This window comes from Chromohalobacter moromii, assembly GCF_023091865.1.
GTDB lineage: Bacteria > Pseudomonadota > Gammaproteobacteria > Pseudomonadales > Halomonadaceae > Chromohalobacter > Chromohalobacter moromii.
Window position 1 is genome coordinate 373,792 of sequence record NZ_JAHXDI010000002.1, and the last position, 22,329, is coordinate 396,120.

Annotated in this window: 19 protein-coding genes; 9 read left to right on the plus strand and 10 right to left on the minus strand. The window is 62.8% G+C overall.

Features of this window, described 5'->3' with window-relative positions; genetic code table 11:
• Positions 1-118 precede the first annotated feature (118 nt).
• The 6 genes from KZO83_RS08305 (at position 119) to KZO83_RS08330 (ending at position 7,836) form a co-directional block, all read left to right on the plus strand.
• Complete coding sequence (locus tag KZO83_RS08305) at positions 119-775, plus strand: hypothetical protein (RefSeq protein ID WP_040242719.1); 657 nt, start codon at positions 119-121, stop codon at positions 773-775.
• 232 nt (positions 776-1,007) lie between these two features.
• A complete protein-coding gene (locus tag KZO83_RS08310) occupies positions 1,008-2,477 on the plus strand; it encodes an NAD-dependent succinate-semialdehyde dehydrogenase (RefSeq protein WP_178999270.1) in 1,470 nt (489 codons plus the stop codon).
• A gap of 166 nt (positions 2,478-2,643) precedes the next feature.
• Positions 2,644-4,050: an aspartate aminotransferase family protein gene (locus tag KZO83_RS08315; protein WP_247620445.1), complete on the plus strand. Its 1,407-nt coding sequence runs from the start codon at positions 2,644-2,646 to the stop codon at positions 4,048-4,050.
• 102 nt (positions 4,051-4,152) lie between these two features.
• Positions 4,153-5,148, plus strand: coding sequence for a hydroxyectoine utilization dehydratase EutB (eutB, locus tag KZO83_RS08320; RefSeq protein ID WP_247620446.1), 996 nt, complete (start codon positions 4,153-4,155; stop codon positions 5,146-5,148).
• A gap of 61 nt (positions 5,149-5,209) precedes the next feature.
• A complete protein-coding gene (locus KZO83_RS08325) occupies positions 5,210-6,169 on the plus strand; it encodes a cyclodeaminase (RefSeq protein WP_247620447.1) in 960 nt (319 codons plus the stop codon).
• A gap of 116 nt (positions 6,170-6,285) precedes the next feature.
• The gene (locus tag KZO83_RS08330) at positions 6,286-7,836 is read left to right on the plus strand and encodes an alkaline phosphatase D family protein (protein ID WP_247620448.1); all 1,551 of its coding nucleotides are present in this window, start codon (positions 6,286-6,288) and stop codon (positions 7,834-7,836) included.
• Between the two features lie 69 nt (positions 7,837-7,905).
• Here the strand turns inward: KZO83_RS08330 and KZO83_RS08335 are convergent, their stop codons facing one another.
• On the minus strand, positions 7,906-8,514 hold the full coding sequence (locus KZO83_RS08335) for a LysE family translocator (RefSeq protein WP_247620449.1): 609 nt from the start codon (positions 8,512-8,514) through the stop codon (positions 7,906-7,908).
• A 17-nt stretch (positions 8,515-8,531) separates the two neighbouring features.
• Entirely contained in the window at positions 8,532-9,362 is an 831-nt protein-coding gene (locus tag KZO83_RS08340; protein WP_247620450.1) for an AraC family transcriptional regulator, read from the minus strand.
• A 209-nt stretch (positions 9,363-9,571) separates the two neighbouring features.
• Between KZO83_RS08340 and KZO83_RS08345 the strand changes: the two genes are divergently transcribed.
• Positions 9,572-10,174 (plus strand): exopolysaccharide biosynthesis protein, encoded by a 603-nt coding sequence (locus KZO83_RS08345; protein WP_247620451.1) that lies wholly within the window; start codon positions 9,572-9,574, stop codon positions 10,172-10,174.
• A 336-nt stretch (positions 10,175-10,510) separates the two neighbouring features.
• Here the strand turns inward: KZO83_RS08345 and KZO83_RS08350 are convergent, their stop codons facing one another.
• From KZO83_RS08350 to KZO83_RS08385, 8 genes are all read right to left on the minus strand, one after another.
• Entirely contained in the window at positions 10,511-11,764 is a 1,254-nt protein-coding gene (locus KZO83_RS08350; protein ID WP_247620452.1) for a molybdopterin molybdotransferase MoeA, read from the minus strand.
• Entirely contained in the window at positions 11,761-12,354 is a 594-nt protein-coding gene (moaB, locus tag KZO83_RS08355) for a molybdenum cofactor biosynthesis protein B (RefSeq protein WP_178999278.1), read from the minus strand. The genes KZO83_RS08350 and moaB overlap by 4 nt, the downstream gene beginning before the upstream one ends.
• A 64-nt stretch (positions 12,355-12,418) precedes the next feature.
• On the minus strand, positions 12,419-13,234 hold the full coding sequence (locus KZO83_RS08360; protein ID WP_097021969.1) for a peptidylprolyl isomerase: 816 nt from the start codon (positions 13,232-13,234) through the stop codon (positions 12,419-12,421).
• A gap of 14 nt (positions 13,235-13,248) precedes the next feature.
• Positions 13,249-13,926, minus strand: a complete 678-nt coding sequence (gene narI / locus KZO83_RS08365; RefSeq protein WP_097021968.1) for a respiratory nitrate reductase subunit gamma — start codon at positions 13,924-13,926, stop codon at positions 13,249-13,251.
• 17 nt (positions 13,927-13,943) lie between these two features.
• Positions 13,944-14,681 (minus strand): nitrate reductase molybdenum cofactor assembly chaperone, encoded by a 738-nt coding sequence (gene narJ / locus KZO83_RS08370; RefSeq protein ID WP_097021967.1) that lies wholly within the window; start codon positions 14,679-14,681, stop codon positions 13,944-13,946.
• Positions 14,674-16,296 (minus strand): nitrate reductase subunit beta, encoded by a 1,623-nt coding sequence (narH, locus tag KZO83_RS08375; RefSeq protein ID WP_097021966.1) that lies wholly within the window; start codon positions 16,294-16,296, stop codon positions 14,674-14,676. The genes narJ and narH overlap by 8 nt, the downstream gene beginning before the upstream one ends.
• Before the next feature lie 412 nt (positions 16,297-16,708).
• Entirely contained in the window at positions 16,709-18,106 is a 1,398-nt protein-coding gene (locus tag KZO83_RS08380; RefSeq protein WP_075368173.1) for a NarK family nitrate/nitrite MFS transporter, read from the minus strand.
• A gap of 68 nt (positions 18,107-18,174) precedes the next feature.
• Complete coding sequence (locus KZO83_RS08385) at positions 18,175-19,527, minus strand: MFS transporter (protein ID WP_097021965.1); 1,353 nt, start codon at positions 19,525-19,527, stop codon at positions 18,175-18,177.
• Between the two features lie 323 nt (positions 19,528-19,850).
• Here KZO83_RS08385 and KZO83_RS08390 point away from each other — a divergent pair, with 323 nt between their 5' ends.
• Positions 19,851-21,686: a histidine kinase gene (locus KZO83_RS08390; protein WP_247620453.1), complete on the plus strand. Its 1,836-nt coding sequence runs from the start codon at positions 19,851-19,853 to the stop codon at positions 21,684-21,686.
• Positions 21,683-22,324, plus strand: coding sequence for a two-component system response regulator NarL (narL, locus tag KZO83_RS08395; protein ID WP_247620454.1), 642 nt, complete (start codon positions 21,683-21,685; stop codon positions 22,322-22,324). Before KZO83_RS08390 ends, narL begins: the two co-directional genes overlap by 4 nt.
• Positions 22,325-22,329 lie beyond the last annotated feature (5 nt).

A 22,329-nucleotide genomic window follows, 5' to 3' on the forward strand; every position in this document is an offset into this window, starting at 1 on the left:
ATAAGCGTCGCCACATAAGTTGGTATTACACACAATAGTCGCACGACGCCATTAATGCCCCGCCGATACTCAGGGGGCACGCCGCTCAACTCAACGAGGTCGCCCGGGAGGTGCCGTCATGGAACTATTCATCCAGACTGCATTGGGGTTTCCTTTTGCCTTCTTTCTCATCTTGCTGGCATTAGTGGCAGTTTACTGGTTGTTGGCCGGGCTGCGCGTCATCCGCGTCTCGTGTTTCGATCACGACAGCCTGCGTGACGATCATCTTGCCAGTACCTTGATTTCCTTGGGCTTTGCAGGGGTGCCGGCGTCATTTGCGCTGAGTGCCTTGATCGTCACCGCTACGCCTATCGCGTTCGCTTTAAGTTTGGTACTGCAATGGTTGCCGCTGGGGCTGCTACGTCTGCCACTGGGCTTTCTGGCTATCTGGGCGGCGTTCGCGCTGGCGTCGTCGCCGAGCGTTGCTGCCTGTCACGGCTTGGCGCGGCGTTTTCATCATTCGCGTCGGGCCTCTCCACGCTGGCTTCTGGGCGAAACCGTCGTCGTGCGCCAAGCAAGCGACAGCGAAGGGCGCTGCCAGGCGACGCTGGAAAACGATCCTGACATTAGCGTGACCCTGCATGGCAAGGGGGCCGGCTGCAACGCTGGCGAGCGCCGCGTGCTGGTCAAGCATGTCGCCCAGCAGGATGTGTACCGCGCGGTGCCCGCCGAGGAGTATCTGGACGCCCACGCGCGCCTGCGGAAGTTGCATTTACTGCCGCGTCACGATATCTGAGCGCTTCACGCCTGCCGCCGCCCTTGCTCGCGGCGGCGGGCGGGCGCAGAAAAAAACGCCCCTGCTAGCGCGTGACTCGAAAAAAACCGTTGTCGATCACCCCTCCAGACAAAAACTCTCCCACCTTGCGCTGCTTTATCCTGTAGGCATTGGATGAACGCCATCCGCCACGACCTACCCGGGCCCAATGTTAGTCCATCCAGGCCCGGTTCGTTTTTGGGAGAAGTAACGCATGAAACTCAACGATCCGCGTCTATTGCGTCAGTACGCTTATATCGACGGTAAATGGACCCATGGCGACGCCGGTCGCGAAGAAGCGGTCGTCGATCCCGCCACGGGTGAAGTGCTGGGCCACATTCCCTGGCTCGAGGCTCCGCAGTTGCGGGAGGCGGTGGATGCCGCAGAGGCTGCCTTCGCTCAGTGGCGGGCGTTGCGTGCCGATGAGCGTGCCGAGCGTCTTCAGGCGTGGTATGACCTGCTGATCGAGCACCGTGAAGATCTGGCGATCATCATGACGCGCGAGCAGGGCAAGCCGTTGCCCGACTCACGTGGCGAAATCGAATATGGCGCCAGCTTCATTAAATGGTTCGCCGAGGAGGGTAAGCGCACCTTCGGGCAGACCATTCCCAGTCATATCCCCAATGCCGCCCTCGGTTCGCTCAAGGAGCCGGTGGGAGTGGCCGCATTGATTACGCCCTGGAACTTCCCATTGGCGATGATTACGCGCAAGGCCGGTGCCGCGCTAGCCGCCGGCTGCACGGTCATCGTCAAGCCGGCCGGCGAGACGCCGTTCTCGGCCCTGGCGCTGGCGGAACTCGCCGAACGCGCCGAGATTCCTGCCGGGGTCTTCAACGTGGTGCTGGGCGAACCCGCCGAGGTATCCAAGCTGTTGTGCGAAGAGGAACGCGTCAAGGCACTGTCTTTCACCGGCTCCACTCGCGTCGGCCGGCTGTTGCTTGAGCAGTCCGCCAATAGCGTCAAGCGCGTCTCACTGGAACTGGGCGGCAATGCGCCGTTCATCGTCGGCCCCGACATGGATCCCGCGGAGGCCGCGCGTGCCGCAGTCGCCGCCAAGTTCCAGACCGGTGGGCAAGATTGCCTGGCCGCCAACCGCATCCTGGTGCACGAGTCGATCCATGACGAGTTCATCGAGCAGTTCGTTGCTTGCATGGAAACGCTCAAGGTCGGCAATGGCCTGGTGACCAATATCGATATTGGACCGCTGATTCATCAGCAGGCGGTGGAGAAAGCGTCGAGTATCGTCGATGACGCCATTTCGCGCGGCGCGACGCTGGTGCATGGCGACCAGTCCATGGCGCCGGGGCCCAATTTCTTCATGCCCACGTTGCTCACTGGTGTAACGCCCTACATGAAAGCCTGGCGCGAGGAGAGCTTCTCGCCGGTGGCGGGGGTCACCGCCTACAAGGATGACGATGAGGTCATCAAGCTGGCCAACGATACCGAGTACGGTCTGGCGGCTTATGTCTATACCCACGACATCCGTCGTATCTGGAAGCTCCTGCGTGCTCTGGAGTACGGCATGGTGGCGATCAACTCGGTGAAGATGACTGGCCCACCGGTACCCTTCGGCGGCGTCAAGCAGTCCGGTCTCGGGCGCGAGGGCGGCACCGCTGGCATCGAGGAATATCTAGAGACGAAGTTTTATTGTCTGGGGGCCTTGGGTTCCGTTTCCGGGAGCTAGCTGCGCTCGGCCTGACGGCGTTGGGCCCGACATCGAACATGCTCATTTACGCCAGTAAACTCCGCTGTTCTCCGTCGGGCCCGCCTGGTCAGGCCGTCGCTCGCAGAGCTCTCTGGTTTTGCGCCGCGCTCCCTCTGTTTTTTACGATCATTTTTAGGAGCCAGATATGAGTCAGCACCAAGACCTGGTCGATCGCGATCGCAAGGTCACTTTCCATGCGTCCACGCATCTGCGCGATTTCGCGCATGGCGATGTGCCGGGGCGCGTGATCAGCGGCGGCCAGGGCATCAATATCGTCGACAAGGACGGTCGCGAGTTCATCGACGGTTTCGCCGGTCTTTATTGCGTCAATATCGGTTATGGGCGTACCGAAGTCGCCGAGGCGATCTATCGGCAGGCGCTGGAGCTGGCCTATTACCATACCTATGTCGGCCATTCGAACGAGCCGCAGATCCAGCTTTCAGAGAAGATTCTCGAGCTGGCCGGGCCGGGCATGTCCAAGGTTTACTATGGTATGTCGGGCTCTGATGCCAACGAGACGCAGCTCAAGATCGTGCGCTATTACAACAACGTCCTTGGACGGCCACAGAAAAAGAAAGTGATCTCGCGGCAGCGCGGGTATCACGGTTCCGGCATCGCCTCTGGCTCGCTGACCGGTCTCAAGGCGTTTCACGATCATTTCGACCTGCCCATCGACGGCATCCTGCATACCGAAGCGCCGTACTATTATCATCGTGGCGCCGAGCAGGAAGGCATGAGCGAGCGCGAGTTTTCCCAGCATTGCGCGGCCAGGCTCGAGGAAATGATCATCGCCGAGGGCCCGGACACCGTGGCGGCTTTCATCGGCGAGCCTGTGCTGGGCACCGGCGGTATCGTGCCGCCGCCCGAGGGCTATTGGGAAGCGATCCAGGCGGTCCTGGGCAAGTATGACGTGCTGCTGATCGCCGATGAAGTGGTGTGCGGCTTCGGGCGCATCGGTACCGATTTTGGTAGTCATCACTATGCCATCAAGCCCGACCTGATCACCATCGCCAAGGGCCTGACCAGCGCCTATCAGCCATTGTCAGGCGTCATCGTCGGCGATCGCGTGTGGCATGTGCTGGAGCAGGGCGCCGGTGAATACGGCCCCATCGGCCACGGCTGGACCTATTCAGGCCATGCGCTGGGTTGTGCTGCAGGGCTTGCCAACTTGGCCATCATCGAGCGTGAAGGATTGACTGCTAACGCCGCCGAGACCGGTGCTTATCTGCAGCAGCAAATGCAGCAGACATTCGGCGAGCATCCACTGGTGGGGAACGTGCGTGGTGTAGGCATGCTGGCGGCGCTGGAATTCTCGCCGGACCCGGCGCGGCGGGCGTTTTTCGATCCCGCGCTCAAGATCGGGCCGCGCGTGAGTGCCGCTGCGTTGAGCGAAAACCTGATCGCACGCGCCATGCCGCAAGGTGACATTCTCGGCTTCGCGCCGCCGTTGGTGACGACTCGCGATGAGGTCGATGACATCGTCGCCCGTGCCAAGCGCGCCGTCGATAAGGTGACCGACGAGCTGTCTCGTTCGGGAGACTTGAAGGCCTGAGCGCGTCCCGCCATCCTTGCTGTGGAGGCACCAGCTTCCACAGCATCGCCGTTTACCTCGCCCGCCATCTCGAGAGTGCCCGATATCTCGATGGGAGGCCGTATGTCCGATACCCAGTCCACCATTAATCTCGCCTCGATCTATGCCGCGCGCGCCCGCCTGCAAGGGCAGGTCGCGCGTACGCCACTGGTGCGTTCGCAAGCCTTGTCACAGCGTTTCGAGGCCGAGGTGTTCCTCAAGCTGGAAAACTGCCAGCCTACGGGAGCGTTCAAGTTGCGCGGTGCGACCAACATGATCGCGGCCCTGATCGAACGTGACGGCCGCGACGCCTTGGCGCAAGGCGTGACCACGGCCTCGACGGGCAATCATGGGCGCGCCGTCGCTTACGCCGCGTATCAACTGGGGATTCCTGCGGTGATCTGTCTGTCGCGTCTGGTACCCGACAACAAGGCCGCGGCCATCGAGGCCTTGGGCGCCGAGGTGCGGCGTGTCGGGGAGAGCCAGGACGACGCCTTCGACGAGGTCGAGCGTCTGGAGGCCTCGGGTATGACGGCGATCCCGCCTTTCGACGATCCGCTGATCGTGAGTGGGCAGGGGACCATCGGCCTCGAGCTGATGGAGGATCAACCCGCACTCGATCGGGTCCTCGTCGGGCTTTCCGGCGGCGGTTTGTTGGGCGGCATCGGCGCGGCGGTAAAGGCGATTCGTCCTGCGACGCGGGTGACCGGGATCAGTCTTTCCCAAGGCGCGGCGATGTGGGAAAGCCTCCAGATCGGGCATCCGGTCAACGTGGCGGAAGTCGAGAGTCTCGGTGACTCGCTGGGTGGCGGCATCGGATTGGACAATCGCTACACTTTCGCGCTGGTGCGCAAGGTAATGGATGATCATTTCCAGGTTTCGGAACCTGCCATCGCTCGTGCCATGGTCGACTTGCTCAACGCCGAGAAGATGCTGGTCGAGGGGGCGGCGGCCGTGGGGCTAGCGGCGCTCGACGAACATGACCTCGACATTCGTGGCCAGCGCGTGGCATTGATCGTCTCCGGCAACGGTGTGGCGCTGGGAACGTTTGACCGCGCCCGGGCATTGGCGGGAGCCTGATGCTGCTCCCTACTTATTTACTCCCTCTCTTCATTCTTCTCTCTTCCGTCTGGAGGACGTCATGCAGCTCCATCAACGCGAGGCAATCGAGGCCGCCGTTCAACTGGACACGGAGGCCCTGACCGTTATCGAAGCGGGATTCGCGGCCCTGGGGCGTGGCGAGGCCGTGCAGCCGCCGATCCTGTCGATGGCCATCGAGGAGGCCAATGGCGAGGTCGATGTCAAGACCGCGCACATTCGCGGTTTCGAGCGCTTCGCCATCAAGGTGAGCTCAGGGTTCTTCGACAATCCCAAGCAGGGGTTGCCCAGCCTCAGCGGGCTAATGATGATGTTCTCGGCTCGCACTGGGCTAGTGGATGCCGTGCTCTTCGACGAAGGCTACCTGACGGCGGTGCGCACGGCGCTCGCGGGAGCGCTTTCCGCCAAGTATCTGGCGCGTGAAAACAGCCGTCGCGTCACGGTCCTCGGCGCCGGCGAGCAGGCCGAGTTGCAGATCGATGCCCTGCGTCTGGTGCATGACATCGACACCGTCGATGTCTGGGCGCGTCGAGGCGAGGCCGCCGAGTCCTATGCCGAGCGGTTGCGCCAGCGTGGCCTGACGGTCAACGTTCACGATGATGTCCACGCGGCATGTCGTGAGGCGGACATCATTGTCACCGCGACGCCTTCGCAACAGCCAATTCTCGAGGCCGCCGATCTCCCCGAGGGCGTGCATGTCACGGCGATGGGGTCCGACAGCCCGGATAAGCGCGAGCTCGCCGACAGCGTGATGACGCGCGCCGATGCCTTCGTCTGCGATACCCGTGCGCAAAGCGAGCGCAACGGTGAGCTCAAGGCCTTCGTCAAATCCGGTGAGGCAGCGGCCAATGTACCTTTCAAAGTCTTCGAGCTTGGCCAGGTGATCGACCGGGGACTGACGCTACGCCTTTCGGGCGCGGGTATCACCGTGTGCGATCTCACCGGTACCGGCGTGCAGGACACGGCGATTGCCGATTACGCCCTGAGGCGGTTGGAAGCCTAAACAACGCGGTGCTGGCACGAGCTGGCGTGCCACTCAATCGTCATGGGTCTGCCATGTCGTCGTCATGCCCTCTCGAGATGCTGAGTGGATCATGGACACTCAGTGGAGGGTTGGCGATGCGTTATTCCCGTCGCGATGTATTGGGGTGGGGCGTCAAGGCCGGGGTCGCGCTCGGCACGGCGTCGCTGGCACCGTCGATCGTGTTGGCCGAGTCACGGCGTCCCCGCGTGACCTCGGGAGTGATGAGCGGCGACATGCTGAGTGACCGGGCGATGCTCTGGTCGCGCAGCGATCGTCCCGCGCGGATGCTCGTCGAGCTGGCTGACAATCCCGCGTTTCGCAGTGCCCGCCAAGTGCGTGGCCCCGAGGTGCTGCCCAGCGATGGCCTGGTCGGCAAGCTGGATGTCGCGGGGCTCGGCGACATCGATACCCTGCATTACCGCGTGCGCTTTGCCGCGCTGGATGATCCGCGTGCTCTGAGCGAGCCGGTCGAGGGGCGTCTAAGTCTGCCACCGTCCCAGTCGCGAGACGTGCGCTTCGTGTGGTCCGGCGATACGGTCGGGCAAGGCTGGGGCATCGACGAATCGCGTGGCGGCATGACGATTTACGACACCATGCGTCGCCAGCGTCCGGATTTCTTCATCCACTCCGGCGATACCGTCTACGCCGACGGCCCTCTGGAAGAGAGCGTGACGCTCGCCAATGGCGAAACCTGGCGCAACGTGGTCACCCCGGCCAAGCAGAAAGTGGCGGAAACGCTGGACGAGTATCGTGGCCAGCACAGCTACAACCTGCTTGATGCCAACCTGCGGCGTTTCAATTCCGAAGTGCCCATGCTCGCGCAATGGGACGACCACGAGACGACCAACAACTGGTACCCCGGCGAGTGGCTCGAGGATGAGCGCTACACGGAAAGGAACGCGTCGCTATTGGCGGCACGCGGACGTCAGGCCTTTCTCGAGCATACGCCACTGCGCCAGGAACCGACGGCGCCCGGACGTATTCAGCGGCGCTTTGCATATGGTCCCTCGCTTGAAGTCTTCATGCTCGACATGCGGACCTATCGCGGTGCCAACAGCCGCAACCGCCAGACCGAGAGCACCGCGCAGACTGCCTTTCTGGGGGAGGATCAGTTCGCCTGGCTGCACCGTTCTCTGAAAGAGTCCACAGCGACATGGAAAGTCATCGCTTCGGACATGCCCATCGGCCTGGTGGTCAGCGATGGCGATGCGTACGAGGCCATCGCCAATGGTGATTCGGGCGCCCCCTTGGGGCGTGAGCTGGAGATCGCCAGGCTGTTGCGGGCGATCCACGACGACAAGATCAAGAACGTGGTGTGGCTGACAGCGGATGTTCACTACACGGCCGCGCATCACTATTCGCCTGAGCGCGCCCGTTTCCAGGAGTTCGCGCCTTTCTGGGAATTCGTCAGCGGTCCGCTGCATGCTGGCACCTTTGGTCCCGGCGCGCTGGACGCGACCTTCGGTCCCGAGGTGGTTTTCCAGAAAGCCCCGCCGGAAGGCGAGTCTAACCTGCCGCCGTCCCGCGGCTATCAATTCTTCGGCCAGGTCGACCTGGACGGCGACAGCGAAGCGTTGACGGTGAGCCTGATGGATGCCGCCGGCAACACGCTGCATCGCCAGCAATTGACGCCGCAGACGGCGTAATACGCTATCGAGGCAAGATGCCCGTATTGCTACGTTCCAGAAATGGTGCCTGAGAATGGCAGGTTGATGCTATGAATCGAGAAGCGGCAAGACGACGTATTCATACCCGATAACCAAGCCCGTCAGAGCCAAAAGAAGCGCCAGGATGATATTGATGAGCCGCAATAAGGAGTGATCACGAATGGCTTTTCCCATCGCGCTACCCAGTAATGCGTAGCTTCCAGGTGCGCCCGTTGCCAGCACGCCGATGAGTAGCGCCACCATGACGAGGCCTGGCCCTTCTATATGCATTGCGGGTAGCTGGATGGTTGCGATGGGTAGCGTGGCGACGATGCCTTTGGGGTTGAGTAATTGCATCAACAACCCTTCCTTGAAGCGTAAAGGACGATATATAGCGTCCAGGTCGTTCTTTTGAGGAGTGGATCTCGCGATCTTGAACGACAAGTAAAGAATATAAAGCGTACCGATAGCACTGATGGCCAGCAGTGTTTTTCCTTGGATAAAAACGCTGCCCAGCCAGCCAAACAGCAGAAGCATCAGCAACATCGCTGTCCCGACGCCGATAAAGAATCCTGTCGATTTCTTGGCTTTGCCGTTTATTCCGGCATTCAGGCCAAGCAGATTCACGGGCCCAGGCGTATACATCACGCTTATGGCATAGGCGAGCATCGCGAGCATGAGGGTTTCCTGTCTTGCTAGGTAAAAATATGGGCTTGGTATTGTCGTGGTGTCATGCCGTAAATACGCTTGAAACGGCGGTTGAAATGACTGAGGTCAGAAAAGCCACAGCATAAGGCAGCCTCCATGACACTCTCGCCGTTTTCGAGGTGGCGCCGGGCGGCATTGACCCTGCAGTTCAATACATATTGGTGCGGCGTAATTCCGTACTGTGTCCTGAACGTTCTCAGGAAGTGATACTTGGAAATGTTGGCGGAATGGCTGATGTCATCCAGGCTGATATCGTATCTGGCATTTTCATGGATGAAGTCCTTTGCCCTTTCGAGCAGCGAGTCCGGCCGCCTGGCCTGCTCATTTGGGGCAAGATTTCCGGCGCGCTCGGCCAGGCGAGCCGCAATGCGATACAGAGCATATTCTTGCTCGATCTGACTCGTCTCCTGTTCCTCGATCATGCGTGACAGGGCGATGATCTCGTCGCGCAAGGGGACATCTTTCATGAGGGTGGGGGCCAGGCGAGTGGCCTGCAGGCCTTGCACGCCCATGGCATTGGCAATGAGCGGGTCGAGCTCGTCGGGGTGAATATAGAGCATGACATAATCGAGGGCGTCGCCGCCCCCGGCGTGGCCGTCATGCACCTCATCGGGATGCAGGGTGATCACGCTACCTGGTGGGCTGCGGTGAAATTCACCGTTGCTGAAGAAATCCTGACGTCCCGCCAGCGTGACACCCAGGGCATATTCTTCATGCGCATGTCGGTCGTACTGGAAGTCGTTCATCGTGGCATGCAATACCGTCATGCGTGCCACATGCCGGCTTTTCATGAACCGGAAACGACTCGTGGCTTGCATGGTGTCCTCCTTACGATCCGGTCGTGCCATGACAACGCCACTTTAGCGCGTCACGCGGGAGCGGACTTGAACGATATTGCGCACTTCGTGCTTTCGGTGCGCCGGACGCGCGCACCCAGGACCCTGGCGGGCCCGTGCGCTGCACCTCGGCACGACGAGCGCGTCCTGCTAGTCTGCAAGCTCGGCTAATGACGGGACAGGGGATGCGCATGGCGGAAGATCGGCGGGAGGAACTAGCGGGATTGACTCACTTGCTCGAGCGGATCGGGCAGGCGCCCCGGCGCGACGATGAGCGTGTCCAGCTTGGCGATATGCTGACGGCGGTGGGACAGGGGTCGTTTGGCTCCTTGCTGCTGGTGCCCGGGGTGATCACGCTATTGCCGCTGGTGGGCGATATCCCCGGCGTGCCCACGCTCATGGCGCTGCTGGTGCTATTGGTGGCGGGACAACTGTTGCTTGGGCGCCGCACGTTCTGGTTGCCGCAATGGCTTCTGAAGTGTTCGGTCTCACGGTCCAAGCTGGACAAGGCGGTGGCCTGGATGCGTAAGCCGGCCCGGGCCATCGACCGCTTGTTGAAACCGCGTCTGACTTGGCTGACCCAGCGCGCCGGTACCTATCTCGTGGCGATTTTCTGCTTCCTCATTGCTCTGGCCATGCCGCTGATGGAAGTGGTGCCTTTCTCGGCTAATGGCGCGGGGCTTGCCTTGATGATGTTCGGCTTGTCGCTGATGGCCAATGATGGCCTCTGGGCGCTGCTGGCGCTGATCCTCACCGGCGGCACGGTGGGAGCGGTGATCGTCGCGTTGCTGTGAGGCCTGTCAGTAATGGTGCTCCGAGCCGGCCCTCAGGCTTTGGGCGGCGGATAATGACACATAGCCTAGGCACCTAGTCGTGCATCGAACATAGTTTGCTTTGGTTGAGGATGACTGATGGCGCTCGACGAGGCCACGGCAGTCTTCATGGTTCAGGCTGTCCCAGCAACGGCTAACGCCGATCGCCAGGACGTGGGTACGGCGCAGCGCCTCGGCGGGATAGAGGTACGTGGTCTGCTGCGAGATCAGACTCAACTCGCCCAGCGTGCCGCCGCGCTCGACGCAGCGGATCGTTCCAGGTGGCCGTCGTCGGTGGCACGCAACAGCCGCACGGCGTCAGATGGCGAATTGTGCAACGGGCAGGAATGCATAGTCGCTCCCCTCCATCACCGGCATGTCGCCGGGCACCACGAGATAACCGTCCGCCTGACAGGCCGCGCCGAGCATGGCCGAACCCTGGCCGCCGGCCAGCCGGGCCGTTGGCTCGAATTCCGTATGCTCGACAACGACGCGCAGCAACTCGCAGCGCCCGTGCGTGGCACGACGGCTGAACCCCGCCTTGACGGAAAACTGCTGAAGCGGGCGCGGACGCCGGCCCTGGCAGGCCTGTACGAAGACCTGTCCCAGCACCTGCCAGGTCACCAGTGCCGCGACCGGGTTGCCGGGCAGACCGAGCAGCGGCACGTTGCCGTCGGCCCCATGGAGACGGCCGAAGGCGAAGGGCTTGCCGGGCTTCATCGCAACACCGTGGAAAATCAGCTCGCCGAGCTCGGCGAGCACCGGGCGAACGTGGTCCTCCTCGCCGGCCGAGACGCCACCGGTACAGATCACCACGTCGGCACGGTCACGCGCCTGGCATAGTGCCTCGCGCAGCGCGGCGGCGGTATCGGCAACGATGCCCAGGTCGACGACGGTGCAGTCCTGCTGCTGGAGCAGGGCGTCGAGCATGACGCGGTTGCTGTTGTAGAGCTGGCCCGAGGCCAGGGGCGTGCCCGGCTCGACCAGCTCGTCGCCGGTGGAGATCAGCGCCACCCTGAGGCGGGCGAAGACTTCGACCTCGACGATGCCCTGGCTGGCCAGCAATGCCAGGCCGGCGGCGTCGAGGCGCTGGCCGGCGGGCAGTAGCGGCGTGCCTTCGAGGGACTCCTCGCCACGCCGACGGATATTGGCGCCGGCCAGCGCCTCGCCCTGGACATGAACGCGGCCCTGGTCATCGATGCGGCAGCGCTCCTGAGGGACGACGCAGTTGGCGCCGGGCGGAATCGGCGCGCCGGTGAAGATACGTGCACAACCGCCCTCGGCAAGTGGGGCCGGCGCACAGCCTGCCGGAATGCGCTGGATGATCGGTAGACCGTCGGGAGGACTGACGAGATCGGCAACCCGCAGGGCATAGCCGTCCATGGCGCTGTTGTCGGCGCTGGGTATGGCCAGGCGGGCGCTGACCGGCGCGGCGAGGACGCGTCCCAGGGCGGCATCGAGCGGGCAGGGCTCGCTTGGGGGCAACGGCCGTGCGGTCGCCAGCAGGCGCTGACGTGCGTCCTCCAGGTCGAGCAGGCCGGGAGTAAGGGTGGCACAGCTTACGCAACTCATGGCTGTTTCTCCTCGCCGTGCTCTGCGGTCACTGGCGTTGTGGTGGGCTGCCGGCTGGCACAGGGCGCGGCATCGGGGCGCACCATGGCGACAAAATTGCAGGGCCGGGTGCGGGCGTCGAGCTGCGAGGCGAGGATGCCGTCCCAGGCGGTGGCGCAGGCCCTGGGCGAACCTGGCAGGGCGAACATCAGGGTGCGGTTGGCCACCCCGCCGATGGCTCTCGATTGGACTGTCGAAGTGCCGATATCGGCATGGGAGATCTGCCGGAACAGCTCGCCAAAACCCTCGATGGTCTTGTCGAACAGTGGCACGAGAGCCTCGGGGGTGGTGTCGCGTGGGGTGAAACCGGTGCCGCCGTTGACCAGCACGGCATGGATGCCGTCACGGGCGATCCACTCGGAAACTACCGCACGGATGCGGTAGATGTCGTCGGCAACGATGCGCCGGTCGCCCAGCCAGTGACCGGCCTCGACAAGGCGTGTGCTGAGCAGGTCACCACTGCCGTCGTAGTCGAAGTCGCGGGTGTCCGAGACCGTCAGCACCGCGAGGTTGAGCGGCACGAAGGGCGCATCGACGTGTACGTGGGCCATGAAACTCTCCTCGGCCACCCGCGGGTGGCGGTAATATGATGTTACGGAACGCGTCTGTAATGGCTTACTGCATCAGCGCGCCGGCGGCGTCGTCATCCAGTGCCACGCCATTCACCCCCAGGCGCGCTTCCAGCGCCAGCAGGTAGTGGCGCAAGGCACGTCGTGTGGCCTGTTCGCGCAGGGTGTGACGGACCCGGTCAGCGGCCTCGGCATAGGGCTGGGCGTGGCCACCCTCGCGGCAATCGAGGCTCACCACATGCCAGCCGTAGCGCGAGGCCAGCGGCCGATCATGCAGTCCTTCGGGCAGGCGCTGCAGTGCGCGATCCAGTTCGGCGACGGTCTGCCCCGGTGTCAGCCAGCCTAACTCGCCGCCGTCATCCTTCGACGGGCACGCGGAGTGGCGTTGGGCGAGTTCGCTGAAGCGCTCGGGGGTCGACTGCAACTCGGCGATGAGCGTCCGGCCCAGACGGTACTGACGATCGCGGGCCTCGGCATCGTCCGGGGCGGCGGCCAGCAGAATATGGCGTACCGCCAGGCGCAGCGGTTCGCTGAAGCGCTCGGCGTTGGCCTCGAAGTAGCGTTGACAGTCGGTTTCGGCGGGCTCGGGTACCTCTAGTTCCGTGTCCAGTAGGGCGGCCAGGGCCGCCTCTTCGCCATCCTCGACGTCCCAGCCCAGCTCGTCGCAGCGCTGGCGCAGCAGCTCGCGCACGACCAGGGCGCGCGCCGCCTGCAATTGGGCTTCTTCCACGGAGTCGGCCTGATGGTACTGCATCTCCCGGGCGATCTCGTCGGCGGGGATGTTCACGTCGCCGACCCACACCGGCGGGATCGCCATGGTCTGCGCGTTGTCGGGCAGGGTTTCGAGTGAAATCAGTTGCATGGGATTGCCCTCATTCATGCTTTACGACGCACGATTTGATAACGGCGACCAATGTAGCCCAGCGGCGCGCTCCACACGTGCACCAGACGGGTGAACGGGAACACCAGCACGATGGTCAGGCCGAGCAGGATGTGCAGCTTGTAGACCAGCCCGATCTCGGCCAGATGCTCGGCGGCGCCACCCTTGAAGAACACGATGGACTGCGCCCACTCGGCCAGCTCCAGCATCGCGCCGCCATCCAGATGCCCCATCGCCGGGATGATGGTCAACAGCCCCAGCGACACCTGGGCGACCAGCAGCGCCAGGATCACGATGTCGGCACGGCTGGAGGTGGCCCGCACACGCGGGTTGGTCAGGCGGCGATGCAGCAGCATGGCGCCGCCGGTCAGGCACATCAGCCCAGCGATGCCGCCGACGATGATGGCGATGATCTGCTTGCTGCCGGCGCTGATGAACGGTGCATAGACCCAGTGCGGGGTGAGCAGGCCGACCAGGTGCCCGAAGAAGATCACCAGGATGCCGATGTGGAACAGGTTGCTGGCGAGGCGCATCTGTCGCTTGGAGAGCATCTGGCTGGAGCCGGTCTTCCAGGTGTACTGGCCATGGTCGAAGCGCAGCAGGGAGCCGGCCAGGAAAATGGTGCCCGCCACGTAGGGATACAGGCCGAACAACAGTTCATTGAGATAGTTCATGACGGCAGGCTCCTGACTTAGTGACCTGGGGCGGCGTTGACGGTGGATGGAACGATGCGGATCGGCACGTCTTCCTGGAACTGGCGCTTGAGCTCCGCCTGACGACGGCCGGTGGCGGACTGCAGTGCGCAATCCTCATCGGAGGTCGCGTTGAAGCGTACGGCTTCTTCTTCCCACACCGCGTCGAGGGCGGCGGGGGTATCGTCGCGCGCTTCCTGGCTGACGGCCTCGGTGTGCTCGTCGATGGCGGCGTCAGCGCCGACCATGGCCAGCAGCGCGGTGGGCACTAGCGTATAGTCGGACTCGCGTTCGCGCAGGCGGGCGGCGAGTAACCCGAGAATGTGGGCGATGTCGCTGAGTTGCTGGGCTATGTCGGCCTCGTCACGGGTCGACAGGTATTCGAGGAATACCGGCAGGTAGTCCGGCAACTCGCGGGCGCGGAGTTCGAAGCCGGCCTGACGGTACTGTTCGAGCAGGTCGACCATGGCCTGGCCACGGTCGCGGGACTCGCCGTGGACGTGCTCGAACAACAGCAGCGAGGTCGATCGGCCCTTGTCGAACAGCGCCACGTAGTCGGCCTGCAGGTCGAGCAGGTCGGTGGCGGCGATGCGCCCGATCCAGCCATGCAACGCGGCGCGCTGAGGATGGCTCAGGTGGTCTTCGTTGGCGATGACGCTCTGCATTTCAGCGGCGGCCAGCTGCAGCTCACCGGTGGGGTAGTCGAGCAGACGGGCAAGGACGATCAGACTACGCATTGGACTCTTCCTCCGGCGCGGGACGTTTCGGTGTCGGCGTGTAATGGTTGACGGCTTCGGGCGTGGCCGGAGCCGTGGGCTCGTCATCTGGATGTGTCATCGGCTTGACCAGCGTGGCGGTTTGCTTGCGTGCGCCGAACAGGCTGGCATCGCTGTCGCCGCCGTGGCAGCCGTTGCCGAACGAGAAGCCGCAGCCGCCGCGTTCGGGGAAGGCTTCGCGGGCCTGCTCACGGTGGCTGGTGGGGATCACGAAGCGGTCCTCGTAGTTGGCGATGGCCAGGTAGCGGTACATTTCCTCGACCTGGGCTTCGGTCAGGCCCACGGCGTCGAGCACCTCCTCGGCTTTGTGGCCGTCGACCTGCTGGGCACGCTTGTACAGACGCATCGCCATCAGACGCTTGAGGGCGAGCACCACGGGTTCTTCCTCGCCGGCGGTGAGCAGGTTGGCGAGGTAGCGCACCGGGATGCGCAGCGACTCGATGTCGGGCAGCACGCCGTCGCTTTCGATATACCCGGCCTCGGCGGCGGACTGGATCGGCGACAGCGGCGGCACGTACCACACCATCGGTAGGGTGCGATATTCCGGGTGCAGCGGCAGCGCTAGCCCCCAATCCATGGCCAGCTTGTAGACCGGCGAGGCCTGGGCGGCCTTGAGCACGTTCTCGGGGATGCCGTCACGCTTGGCCTGGGCGATCACTTCGGGGTCGAAGGGGTCGAGGAAGATCTCGCGCTGGCGGTGGTAAAGGTCGCGCTCGTCGGGAGACGACGCCACTTCCTGGATACGGTCGGCGTCGTACAGCAACACGCCGAGATAGCGGATGCGGCCCACGCAGGTCTCGGAGCAGACCGTCGGCATGCCGGACTCGATGCGCGGGTAGCAGAAGATGCACTTCTCGGATTTTCCGGTTTTCCAGTTGTAATAGATCTTCTTGTACGGGCAGCCCGAGATGCACATACGCCAGCCGCGGCATTTGTCCTGATCGATCAGCACGATGCCGTCTTCCTCGCGCTTGTAGATCGCGCCACTCGGGCAAGATGCCACGCATGTCGGGTTGAGGCAGTGCTCGCATAGGCGCGGCAGGTACATCATGAAGGTGTTCTCGAACTGGCCGTAGATATCGGCCTGGATCTTCTCGAAATTCTTGTCCTTGCGGCGCTTGGAAAACTCGGTGCCGAGGATCTCTTCCCAGTTGGGGCCCCACTCGATCTTGTTCATGCGCTGACCGGTGATGGCGCTGCGCGGGCGCGCTACCGGCTGATGCTGGCCTTCGCCGGCCTTGTGCAGGTGCTGGTAGTCGAAGTCGAACGGCTCGTAGTAGTCGTCGATCTCGGGCAGGTCGGGGTTGGCGAACAACTTGGCCAGTACCCGGTAACGCCCGCCGATACGCGGCTGGATGGAGCCGTTCCTGTTGCGCAACCAACCGCCTTTCCACTTCTGCTGGTTCTCCCATTCCTTGGGGTAGCCGACGCCGGGCTTGGTCTCGACGTTGTTGAACCAGGCGTACTCGACCCCCTCGCGGCTGGTCCAGACGTTCTTGCAGGTCACCGAGCAGGTGTGGCAGCCGATACACTTGTCGAGGTTGAGGACCATGCCCACCTGTGAGCGAATTTTCATATCACGGTCTCCGCGGTAGTTATGTCTTCAACCAGTCGGCAGCGTTGCATCAGGGCCAGGCAGTTTCGCCGGCTCAGCCCGCTGCACGATGTCTCCCTGGACCCGTTGAAGCGTCTTTTCGAAAGCCACTTTGGGCTTTTCGGTGAGGCGGGTTTTTGACTCGAATCAAGTCGTCGAGCCCGCCGTTCGGTGCCGGGGTGCTGGGTACTCCCTTGGAGGTAGAATCGCCGTTCACAGCAAGTTACTGTTTCCTCGATGTTTTATGCCGGTATCTATACCTTGGGGGGTAGGCGATAAACGAGGGGAGCTCTTTGGGGGTAGGGAGAACTGCGGAAAGAGCGGGCGGGCAGCAGCAATGAAGAGAGCCGGCGGATGCCGGCTCTCTTAATCCACGCGTTTGATCAGACTGGGATCAGCACGGTGTCTCGGCATTCCTGCGGGTGTAATAGAACCAAGTCAGGCTCATGCAGATCACATAGAAGACGATGAAGCCGTAGAGTGCCGCTTCCGCTCCGCCGGTCAATGCGATGGAACTGCCGAAGGTCTTGGGGATGAAGAAGGCACCGTAGGCGGCGATCGCCGAGGTGAAGCCGATGGTTGCCGCTGATTCCTTGTCGCCCTGTTGGCGTTGCGCCGCACTATCAAGATTCGGCATAAGGCGCGCCACCTCCTGACGGAAGATCTCGGGAATCATCTGGAAGGTGCTGGCATTGCCCACCCCGGTAAAGAAGAACAGCAGCAGGAACATGGCGAAGAAGCCCCAGAAAGCGCCCGGCTGGTCCTTGATGCCGAGGAAGAACAGCACCCCGGCGACACAGGCGATCATACCGGCGAACACCCACAGTGTGACCCGGGCGCCGCCGAAGCGATCCGAGACCCAGCCGGTGCCGGCACGCGACAGCGCCCCCACCAGTGGCCCCAGGAAGGCGAATTTGAGTACGTCGACCTCGGGGAACTGATTGGCTGCCAGCAACGGAAAACCAGCCGAATAACCGATGAAGCTGCCGAAGGTACCGGTATAGAGCATGCACATCAGCCAGTTGTGCTTGCGTTTGAAGATGACTGACTGATCCTTGAACGAGGAGCGCGCGCTGGCGATATCGTTCATGCCGAACCAGGCTGCCGCGGTACCGAGCAGGATGAACGGCAGCCAGATGAAGCCGGCGTTCTGCAACCACAGGCGCTGGGTGTCCCCCAGCGTCTGCGGCTCACCGCCCAGCGCACCGAAGACCCCGGCGGTGATCACCAGCGGCACCACGAACTGCATGACGCTGACCCCCAGGTTGCCCAGCCCGGCATTGAGCGCCAGGGCGTTGCCCTTCTCGCGCTTGGGATAGAAAAACGAGATGTTGGCCATGCTGGAAGCGAAGTTGCCGCCGCCGAACCCGCATAGTAGTGCCACAATCAACATGACCAGATAGGGGGTGTCCGGGTTCTGCACCGCAAAGCCGATCCACAGCGCCGGCAGCGCCAGCGAGGCGGTCGACAGCGCGGTAAAGCGTCGGCCGCCGACGATTGGCACCATGAAACTGTAGAAGATGCGCAGTGTGGCGCCGGACAAACCCGGTAGCGCGGCCAGCCAGAACAACTGGTTGGAGGTGTAGTCGAAACCCACCTGGGGCAGTTTGGCGACCACCACCGACCAGACCATCCATACGCAGAAGGCCAGCAGCAGACAGAAAATGGAGATCCACAGGTTGCGGGTGGCAATGGACTTGCCGACGCTCCCCCAGAACTCGGTGTCCTCGGGTCGCCAGTCGGTGAGTACCCGCGACTGCTCACCTTTGTGTAGCGTGTTGTCCATGGACATGCTCGTTATCTCCTGATAGTTGCTCTTGGCGACCGGGGCCCAGCGCTCCGGTTGCACCGTTTTCGTGGTTAGGTTCGGGCATCCGTCTCCCCGGTCTTCCGACGGTTTCCGCCCGGCGATTCCTGGACTTCCGGCAGGTATCGATAGCGCTCCTCCGAGAGCTCGGGGATGCGCCGGCGCTCCATGCGCCGGATCGCCATGTGCATCCAGACCAGGGAAACGGCGACGAGCACGAACATCACCATGTAGGAGGTGGTCCACACGCCCGTGAGGTCGAGTACGATTCCGAAGGTAATGGGCAGGAAAAAGCCACCCAGGCCGCCGATCATACCCACCAGACCACCGACGGAGCCGACGTGATTCGGGTAGTAGACGGGGATGTGCTTGTAGACGGCCGCCTTGCCCAGGGACATGAAGAAACCGAGCAACACCGTGAGCACTACCACGCCCCACAGAGGCATCGCCAAACTGAACTCGATCAGGCCTTCCTTGCCCTGAATAGCGTATCGAGTCTCCGGGTAGGCGAGCAGGAACAGGCATACCAGCGAGACAATGAAGGTCAGATACATTACCGCGCGGGCACCGAAACGATCGGAGAGGTAGCCGCCAAAGGCCCGGAACACGCTTGCCGGCAGCGAATACAGCGCCGTGAGAGTGCCGGCGACCGCGATGCTCACGTCGTAAGCGCCGACGTAGTAGCGCGGCAGGTAGGAGGCGAGGGCGACGAAGCCGCCAAACACGAAGAAGTAGTAGAGCGCGAAGCGCCATACCTGGGGGTGACGCAAAGGCTCGAGTTGGGTGAGTGCGGAGGTGCCATGTGCGCCGGCACGGCGACGGGCCATCGTCATCGGGTCTTCCTTGGTGAATACCCAGAAAACCACCGCCATGATCGCCAGGACCACGGCGTAGATCACCGCCGTGTGCTCCCAGCCGAGGGCGATCAGCAGAAACGGGGCACCGAAATTGGTGATCGCCGCGCCCACGTTACCGGCGCCGAAGATCCCCAGTGCGGTGCCTTGGTGCTCTTCCTCGAACCAGTAGGAGGTGTAGGCAATCCCTACGATGAACGACCCGCCGGCCAGACCCACACCGAGCGCGGCGATCAGGAACATCCAGTAGGTCTCCACATAGGAGAGCAGGAATACGCACACCGAGGTCACGAGCATGAGGATGCTGAACACCCGGCGGCCGCCGAGTTGTTCGGTCCAGATACCGAGGAAGATCCGGCTGATGGAGCCGGTCAGCACAGGGGTTGCGACCAGGATGCCGAACTCCGTCTCGCTGAGGCCGAGATCCTGCTTGATCCTCACGCCGATAATCGAAAAAATCGTCCACACCGCAAAGCACACGGTGAACGCTACAGTGCTCAGCGACAGTGCCCGATACTGATCGGGCCTCGTTACGCCTTCCAGATTCTTCATGATAGCCTTCCTGACACGAAAGAAATGATCGAGTGGGATTCAGGACGAGAACGGATAATATGCTTGACTTGTTGGCTTGCCATCGCGAGCCCTCCCGCTGGAACCTGAGGCCACCATAGGCACGGTGCACTCGACCGTTGTTGACGCGAATCAAGGGAGCTCATGGGGCGGGCGGGGTAGGCTAGCGTGGCTACCCCCTAAGAGGTAGCCAGATATTTTTATTCATCGTTTTGTTTTATAAGCATTTTTAACAAGCATGGGGTCACGCTGAGGTCCGCTGAAGCGGTAGCGAGGCATAGGTGGTAGTCCCGTCTGGAGCGCGCATGCCTCAGTCCATTACACGTTCATTGATCTTCCGGGCCGGCCTGGCCATGGTGGGGATCGTCGTTCTCGCCCTGACTAGCATGCTGGGCTCGATCATGATCGCCGAGACCGCCGGCGGCGATGCCGCTGCCATCAACCAGGCCGGCACCCTGCGCATGCAGGCCTACCGGCTACTGAGTACGCGCCTGCAGGAGTCGGTGGATAGTGATGTGCTTCACCAACGGCTGGAGCACTTCGATGCCGACCTGACCAGCCCGGTCATCACCGCGTTGATTCCCGAGGATCCGCAACATCCCCTGACGAAGCGCTATGCCAGCGTGACCGAGATGTGGCAGGACATGCTGCGTCCGGCCCTGCTGGATACCGAGGCACGTCCTCCCCAGGCGCTGGCTGACCAGATCGTCCAGTTCGTCAGCGAGATAGACAATCTGGTCGGCCAGTTGCAGCGGGAAGCCGAATCGCGCATCCAGATGCTGCGCCTGTTGCAAGGTATCGTCCTGTTCCTGACCCTGGTGCTGGTCCTCGTGGCCATGTACAAGCTGGTCAACGACGTGGTGCCGCCACTGCGCGAGCTGTTCCACGTGGTCAATCGGGTGCGTCACGGCGACTTCGCGGGACGATTGGCTTATGAAAACAACGATGAACTGGGTCTGATCTCGCGCACTATCAATCAGATGAACGAAAGTTTGTCGCGAATGTATGCGGAACTCGAGCAGCGGGTGGAGGCCAAGACAGCCGAACTCAAGCGCAGCAACGAGTCGTTGCGACTGCTCTACGAGGCCGCCCGACAGCTCAACAGCTCGACCCCGGGCAGTGAGGATTTCCGCGACGTGCTCGAGCGTCTGGAGCAGGTCACGGGCCTCGGTCCGATTACCCTGTGCTTGTCGCAGGGCGAGGCCGAGCGCGCCTATCAGCGTATTTCCACGCAGCTGGGCGATCGCCCCGATTTCTGCCAGGCCCCGGACTGCGGCCCCTGCCTGAGTGGCGAGCGTGTTCCCCCGCGGGTGCGACCGGTGGTGGTCAGCGAGTCCGACCGCCGCTATGGCGTGTTGTTGATGCAGCACCCGGCGGGAACTCCTCCACTGCGCTGGCAGATGGACCTGGTCGAGACCGTGGCGGGGCTGATCGCCACCGCTCTCTCGCTGGCGCAAAACAACGACGAGCAGCGCCGGCTGGCCCTGATGGACGAACGTGCGGTGATCGCCCGGGAGCTGCACGACTCGCTGGCCCAGTCGCTCTCTTACCTGAAGATCCAGGTGGCGCGTCTGCAGTCGCTGATCCGACAGCAGGCTTCACCGGCCGATCAGGATGCGGTCATCGATGAGCTGCGCGAAGGTCTCAGCTCGGCCTACCGCCAGCTGCGCGAGCTGCTCAACACTTTCCGCCTGAAAATGGTCGAGCCAGGGCTCGAGGCTGCGCTCAACGAGACGGTGCGCGAATTCGCCCAGCGCGGTGAAGTGAAAATTCTGTTCGATTACGAGCTGCGGCATTGCCCGCTGACCCCCAACGAGGAGATTCATGTGCTGCAGATTGTGCGCGAGGCGCTATCTAACGTGGTTCACCACGCCAGGGCAGAGAACTGCGATATCCACTTGCAGACCACCGAATCGGGGCAGGTCAGGGTGTCTATCCGTGACGATGGGGTGGGCTTGCCCGAACAGCACGCGCGGCTCAACCACTATGGCACCACGATCATGGACGAGCGTGCGGTCGGCCTGGGCGGCACGCTCGAGATGCACAATCGCGCCGAAGGGGGCACGCAGGTAGTGCTGTGTTTCACCCCGCAGGTCACCGCCGGGAGCGAATCGGTTACTCTGCTGGGAGGCGTCCAATGAGCGAAACACGCATCCTGATCGTCGACGATCATCCGCTGTTCCGGCGCGGTGTGCGCCAACTGGTCGAGATGGACCCGGGCATGACCATCGCCGGCGAGGCATCCAACGGTGTTGAGTCTGTCGAGGCGGCAGGCCAACTCGATCTCGACCTGATCCTGATGGATCTGAATATGGCCAATATGGACGGGCTCGAAGCCCTGCGCCAGATGCGCAGCAACGGCGTCGATACGCGGATCGTGATGCTCACCGTTTCTGATGCCGACGACGACGTGGTTGCCGCGCTGCGTGCCGGCGCTGATGGCTACCTGCTCAAGGATATGGAGCCCGAGGACTTGCTTGCACGTATCAAGGAGGCCGCCGAGGGCAAGCTGGTGATCAGTCCGCAGCTCGCCGCGATCCTGGCGGGTATCGTCAGTGGCGGCCGTGCGGCGCCCGCCGATGCGTTGTCGTCGCTGACATCGCGTGAGCTCGACATCCTGCGGGCGCTGGCCCGCGGCATGAGCAACAAGATGATCGCGCGACGGCTGGATATCACCGAGGGCACGGTGAAGGTTCACGTCAAGAATCTGCTCAAGAAACTCGGCCTGCGCTCGCGGGTGGAGGCGGCGGTATGGGCGGTCAACCAGGGCGTTTCATAAGCCCA

What these genes read in the sequence shown, in the direction of transcription:
- KZO83_RS08335 (WP_247620449.1), bottom strand. Translation starts at nt 8,514, where the DNA reads ATGCTCGCGATGCTCGCCTATGCCATAAGCGTGATGTATACGCCTGGG.
- eutB (WP_247620446.1), top strand. Translation starts at nt 4,153, where the DNA reads ATGTCCGATACCCAGTCCACCATTAATCTCGCCTCGATCTATGCCGCG.
- KZO83_RS08380 (WP_075368173.1), bottom strand. Translation starts at nt 18,106, where the DNA reads ATGTCCATGGACAACACGCTACACAAAGGTGAGCAGTCGCGGGTACTC.
- KZO83_RS08325 (WP_247620447.1), top strand. Translation starts at nt 5,210, where the DNA reads ATGCAGCTCCATCAACGCGAGGCAATCGAGGCCGCCGTTCAACTGGAC.
- narJ (WP_097021967.1), bottom strand. Translation starts at nt 14,681, where the DNA reads ATGCGTAGTCTGATCGTCCTTGCCCGTCTGCTCGACTACCCCACCGGT.
- KZO83_RS08390 (WP_247620453.1), top strand. Translation starts at nt 19,851, where the DNA reads ATGCCTCAGTCCATTACACGTTCATTGATCTTCCGGGCCGGCCTGGCC.
- KZO83_RS08350 (WP_247620452.1), bottom strand. Translation starts at nt 11,764, where the DNA reads ATGAGTTGCGTAAGCTGTGCCACCCTTACTCCCGGCCTGCTCGACCTG.
- KZO83_RS08305 (WP_040242719.1), top strand. Translation starts at nt 119, where the DNA reads ATGGAACTATTCATCCAGACTGCATTGGGGTTTCCTTTTGCCTTCTTT.
- narL (WP_247620454.1), top strand. Translation starts at nt 21,683, where the DNA reads ATGAGCGAAACACGCATCCTGATCGTCGACGATCATCCGCTGTTCCGG.
- KZO83_RS08315 (WP_247620445.1), top strand. Translation starts at nt 2,644, where the DNA reads ATGAGTCAGCACCAAGACCTGGTCGATCGCGATCGCAAGGTCACTTTC.
- KZO83_RS08340 (WP_247620450.1), bottom strand. Translation starts at nt 9,362, where the DNA reads ATGCAAGCCACGAGTCGTTTCCGGTTCATGAAAAGCCGGCATGTGGCA.
- KZO83_RS08360 (WP_097021969.1), bottom strand. Translation starts at nt 13,234, where the DNA reads ATGCAACTGATTTCACTCGAAACCCTGCCCGACAACGCGCAGACCATG.
- KZO83_RS08385 (WP_097021965.1), bottom strand. Translation starts at nt 19,527, where the DNA reads ATGAAGAATCTGGAAGGCGTAACGAGGCCCGATCAGTATCGGGCACTG.
- moaB (WP_178999278.1), bottom strand. Translation starts at nt 12,354, where the DNA reads ATGGCCCACGTACACGTCGATGCGCCCTTCGTGCCGCTCAACCTCGCG.
- narH (WP_097021966.1), bottom strand. Translation starts at nt 16,296, where the DNA reads ATGAAAATTCGCTCACAGGTGGGCATGGTCCTCAACCTCGACAAGTGT.
- KZO83_RS08330 (WP_247620448.1), top strand. Translation starts at nt 6,286, where the DNA reads ATGCGTTATTCCCGTCGCGATGTATTGGGGTGGGGCGTCAAGGCCGGG.
- narI (WP_097021968.1), bottom strand. Translation starts at nt 13,926, where the DNA reads ATGAACTATCTCAATGAACTGTTGTTCGGCCTGTATCCCTACGTGGCG.
- KZO83_RS08345 (WP_247620451.1), top strand. Translation starts at nt 9,572, where the DNA reads ATGGCGGAAGATCGGCGGGAGGAACTAGCGGGATTGACTCACTTGCTC.
- KZO83_RS08310 (WP_178999270.1), top strand. Translation starts at nt 1,008, where the DNA reads ATGAAACTCAACGATCCGCGTCTATTGCGTCAGTACGCTTATATCGAC.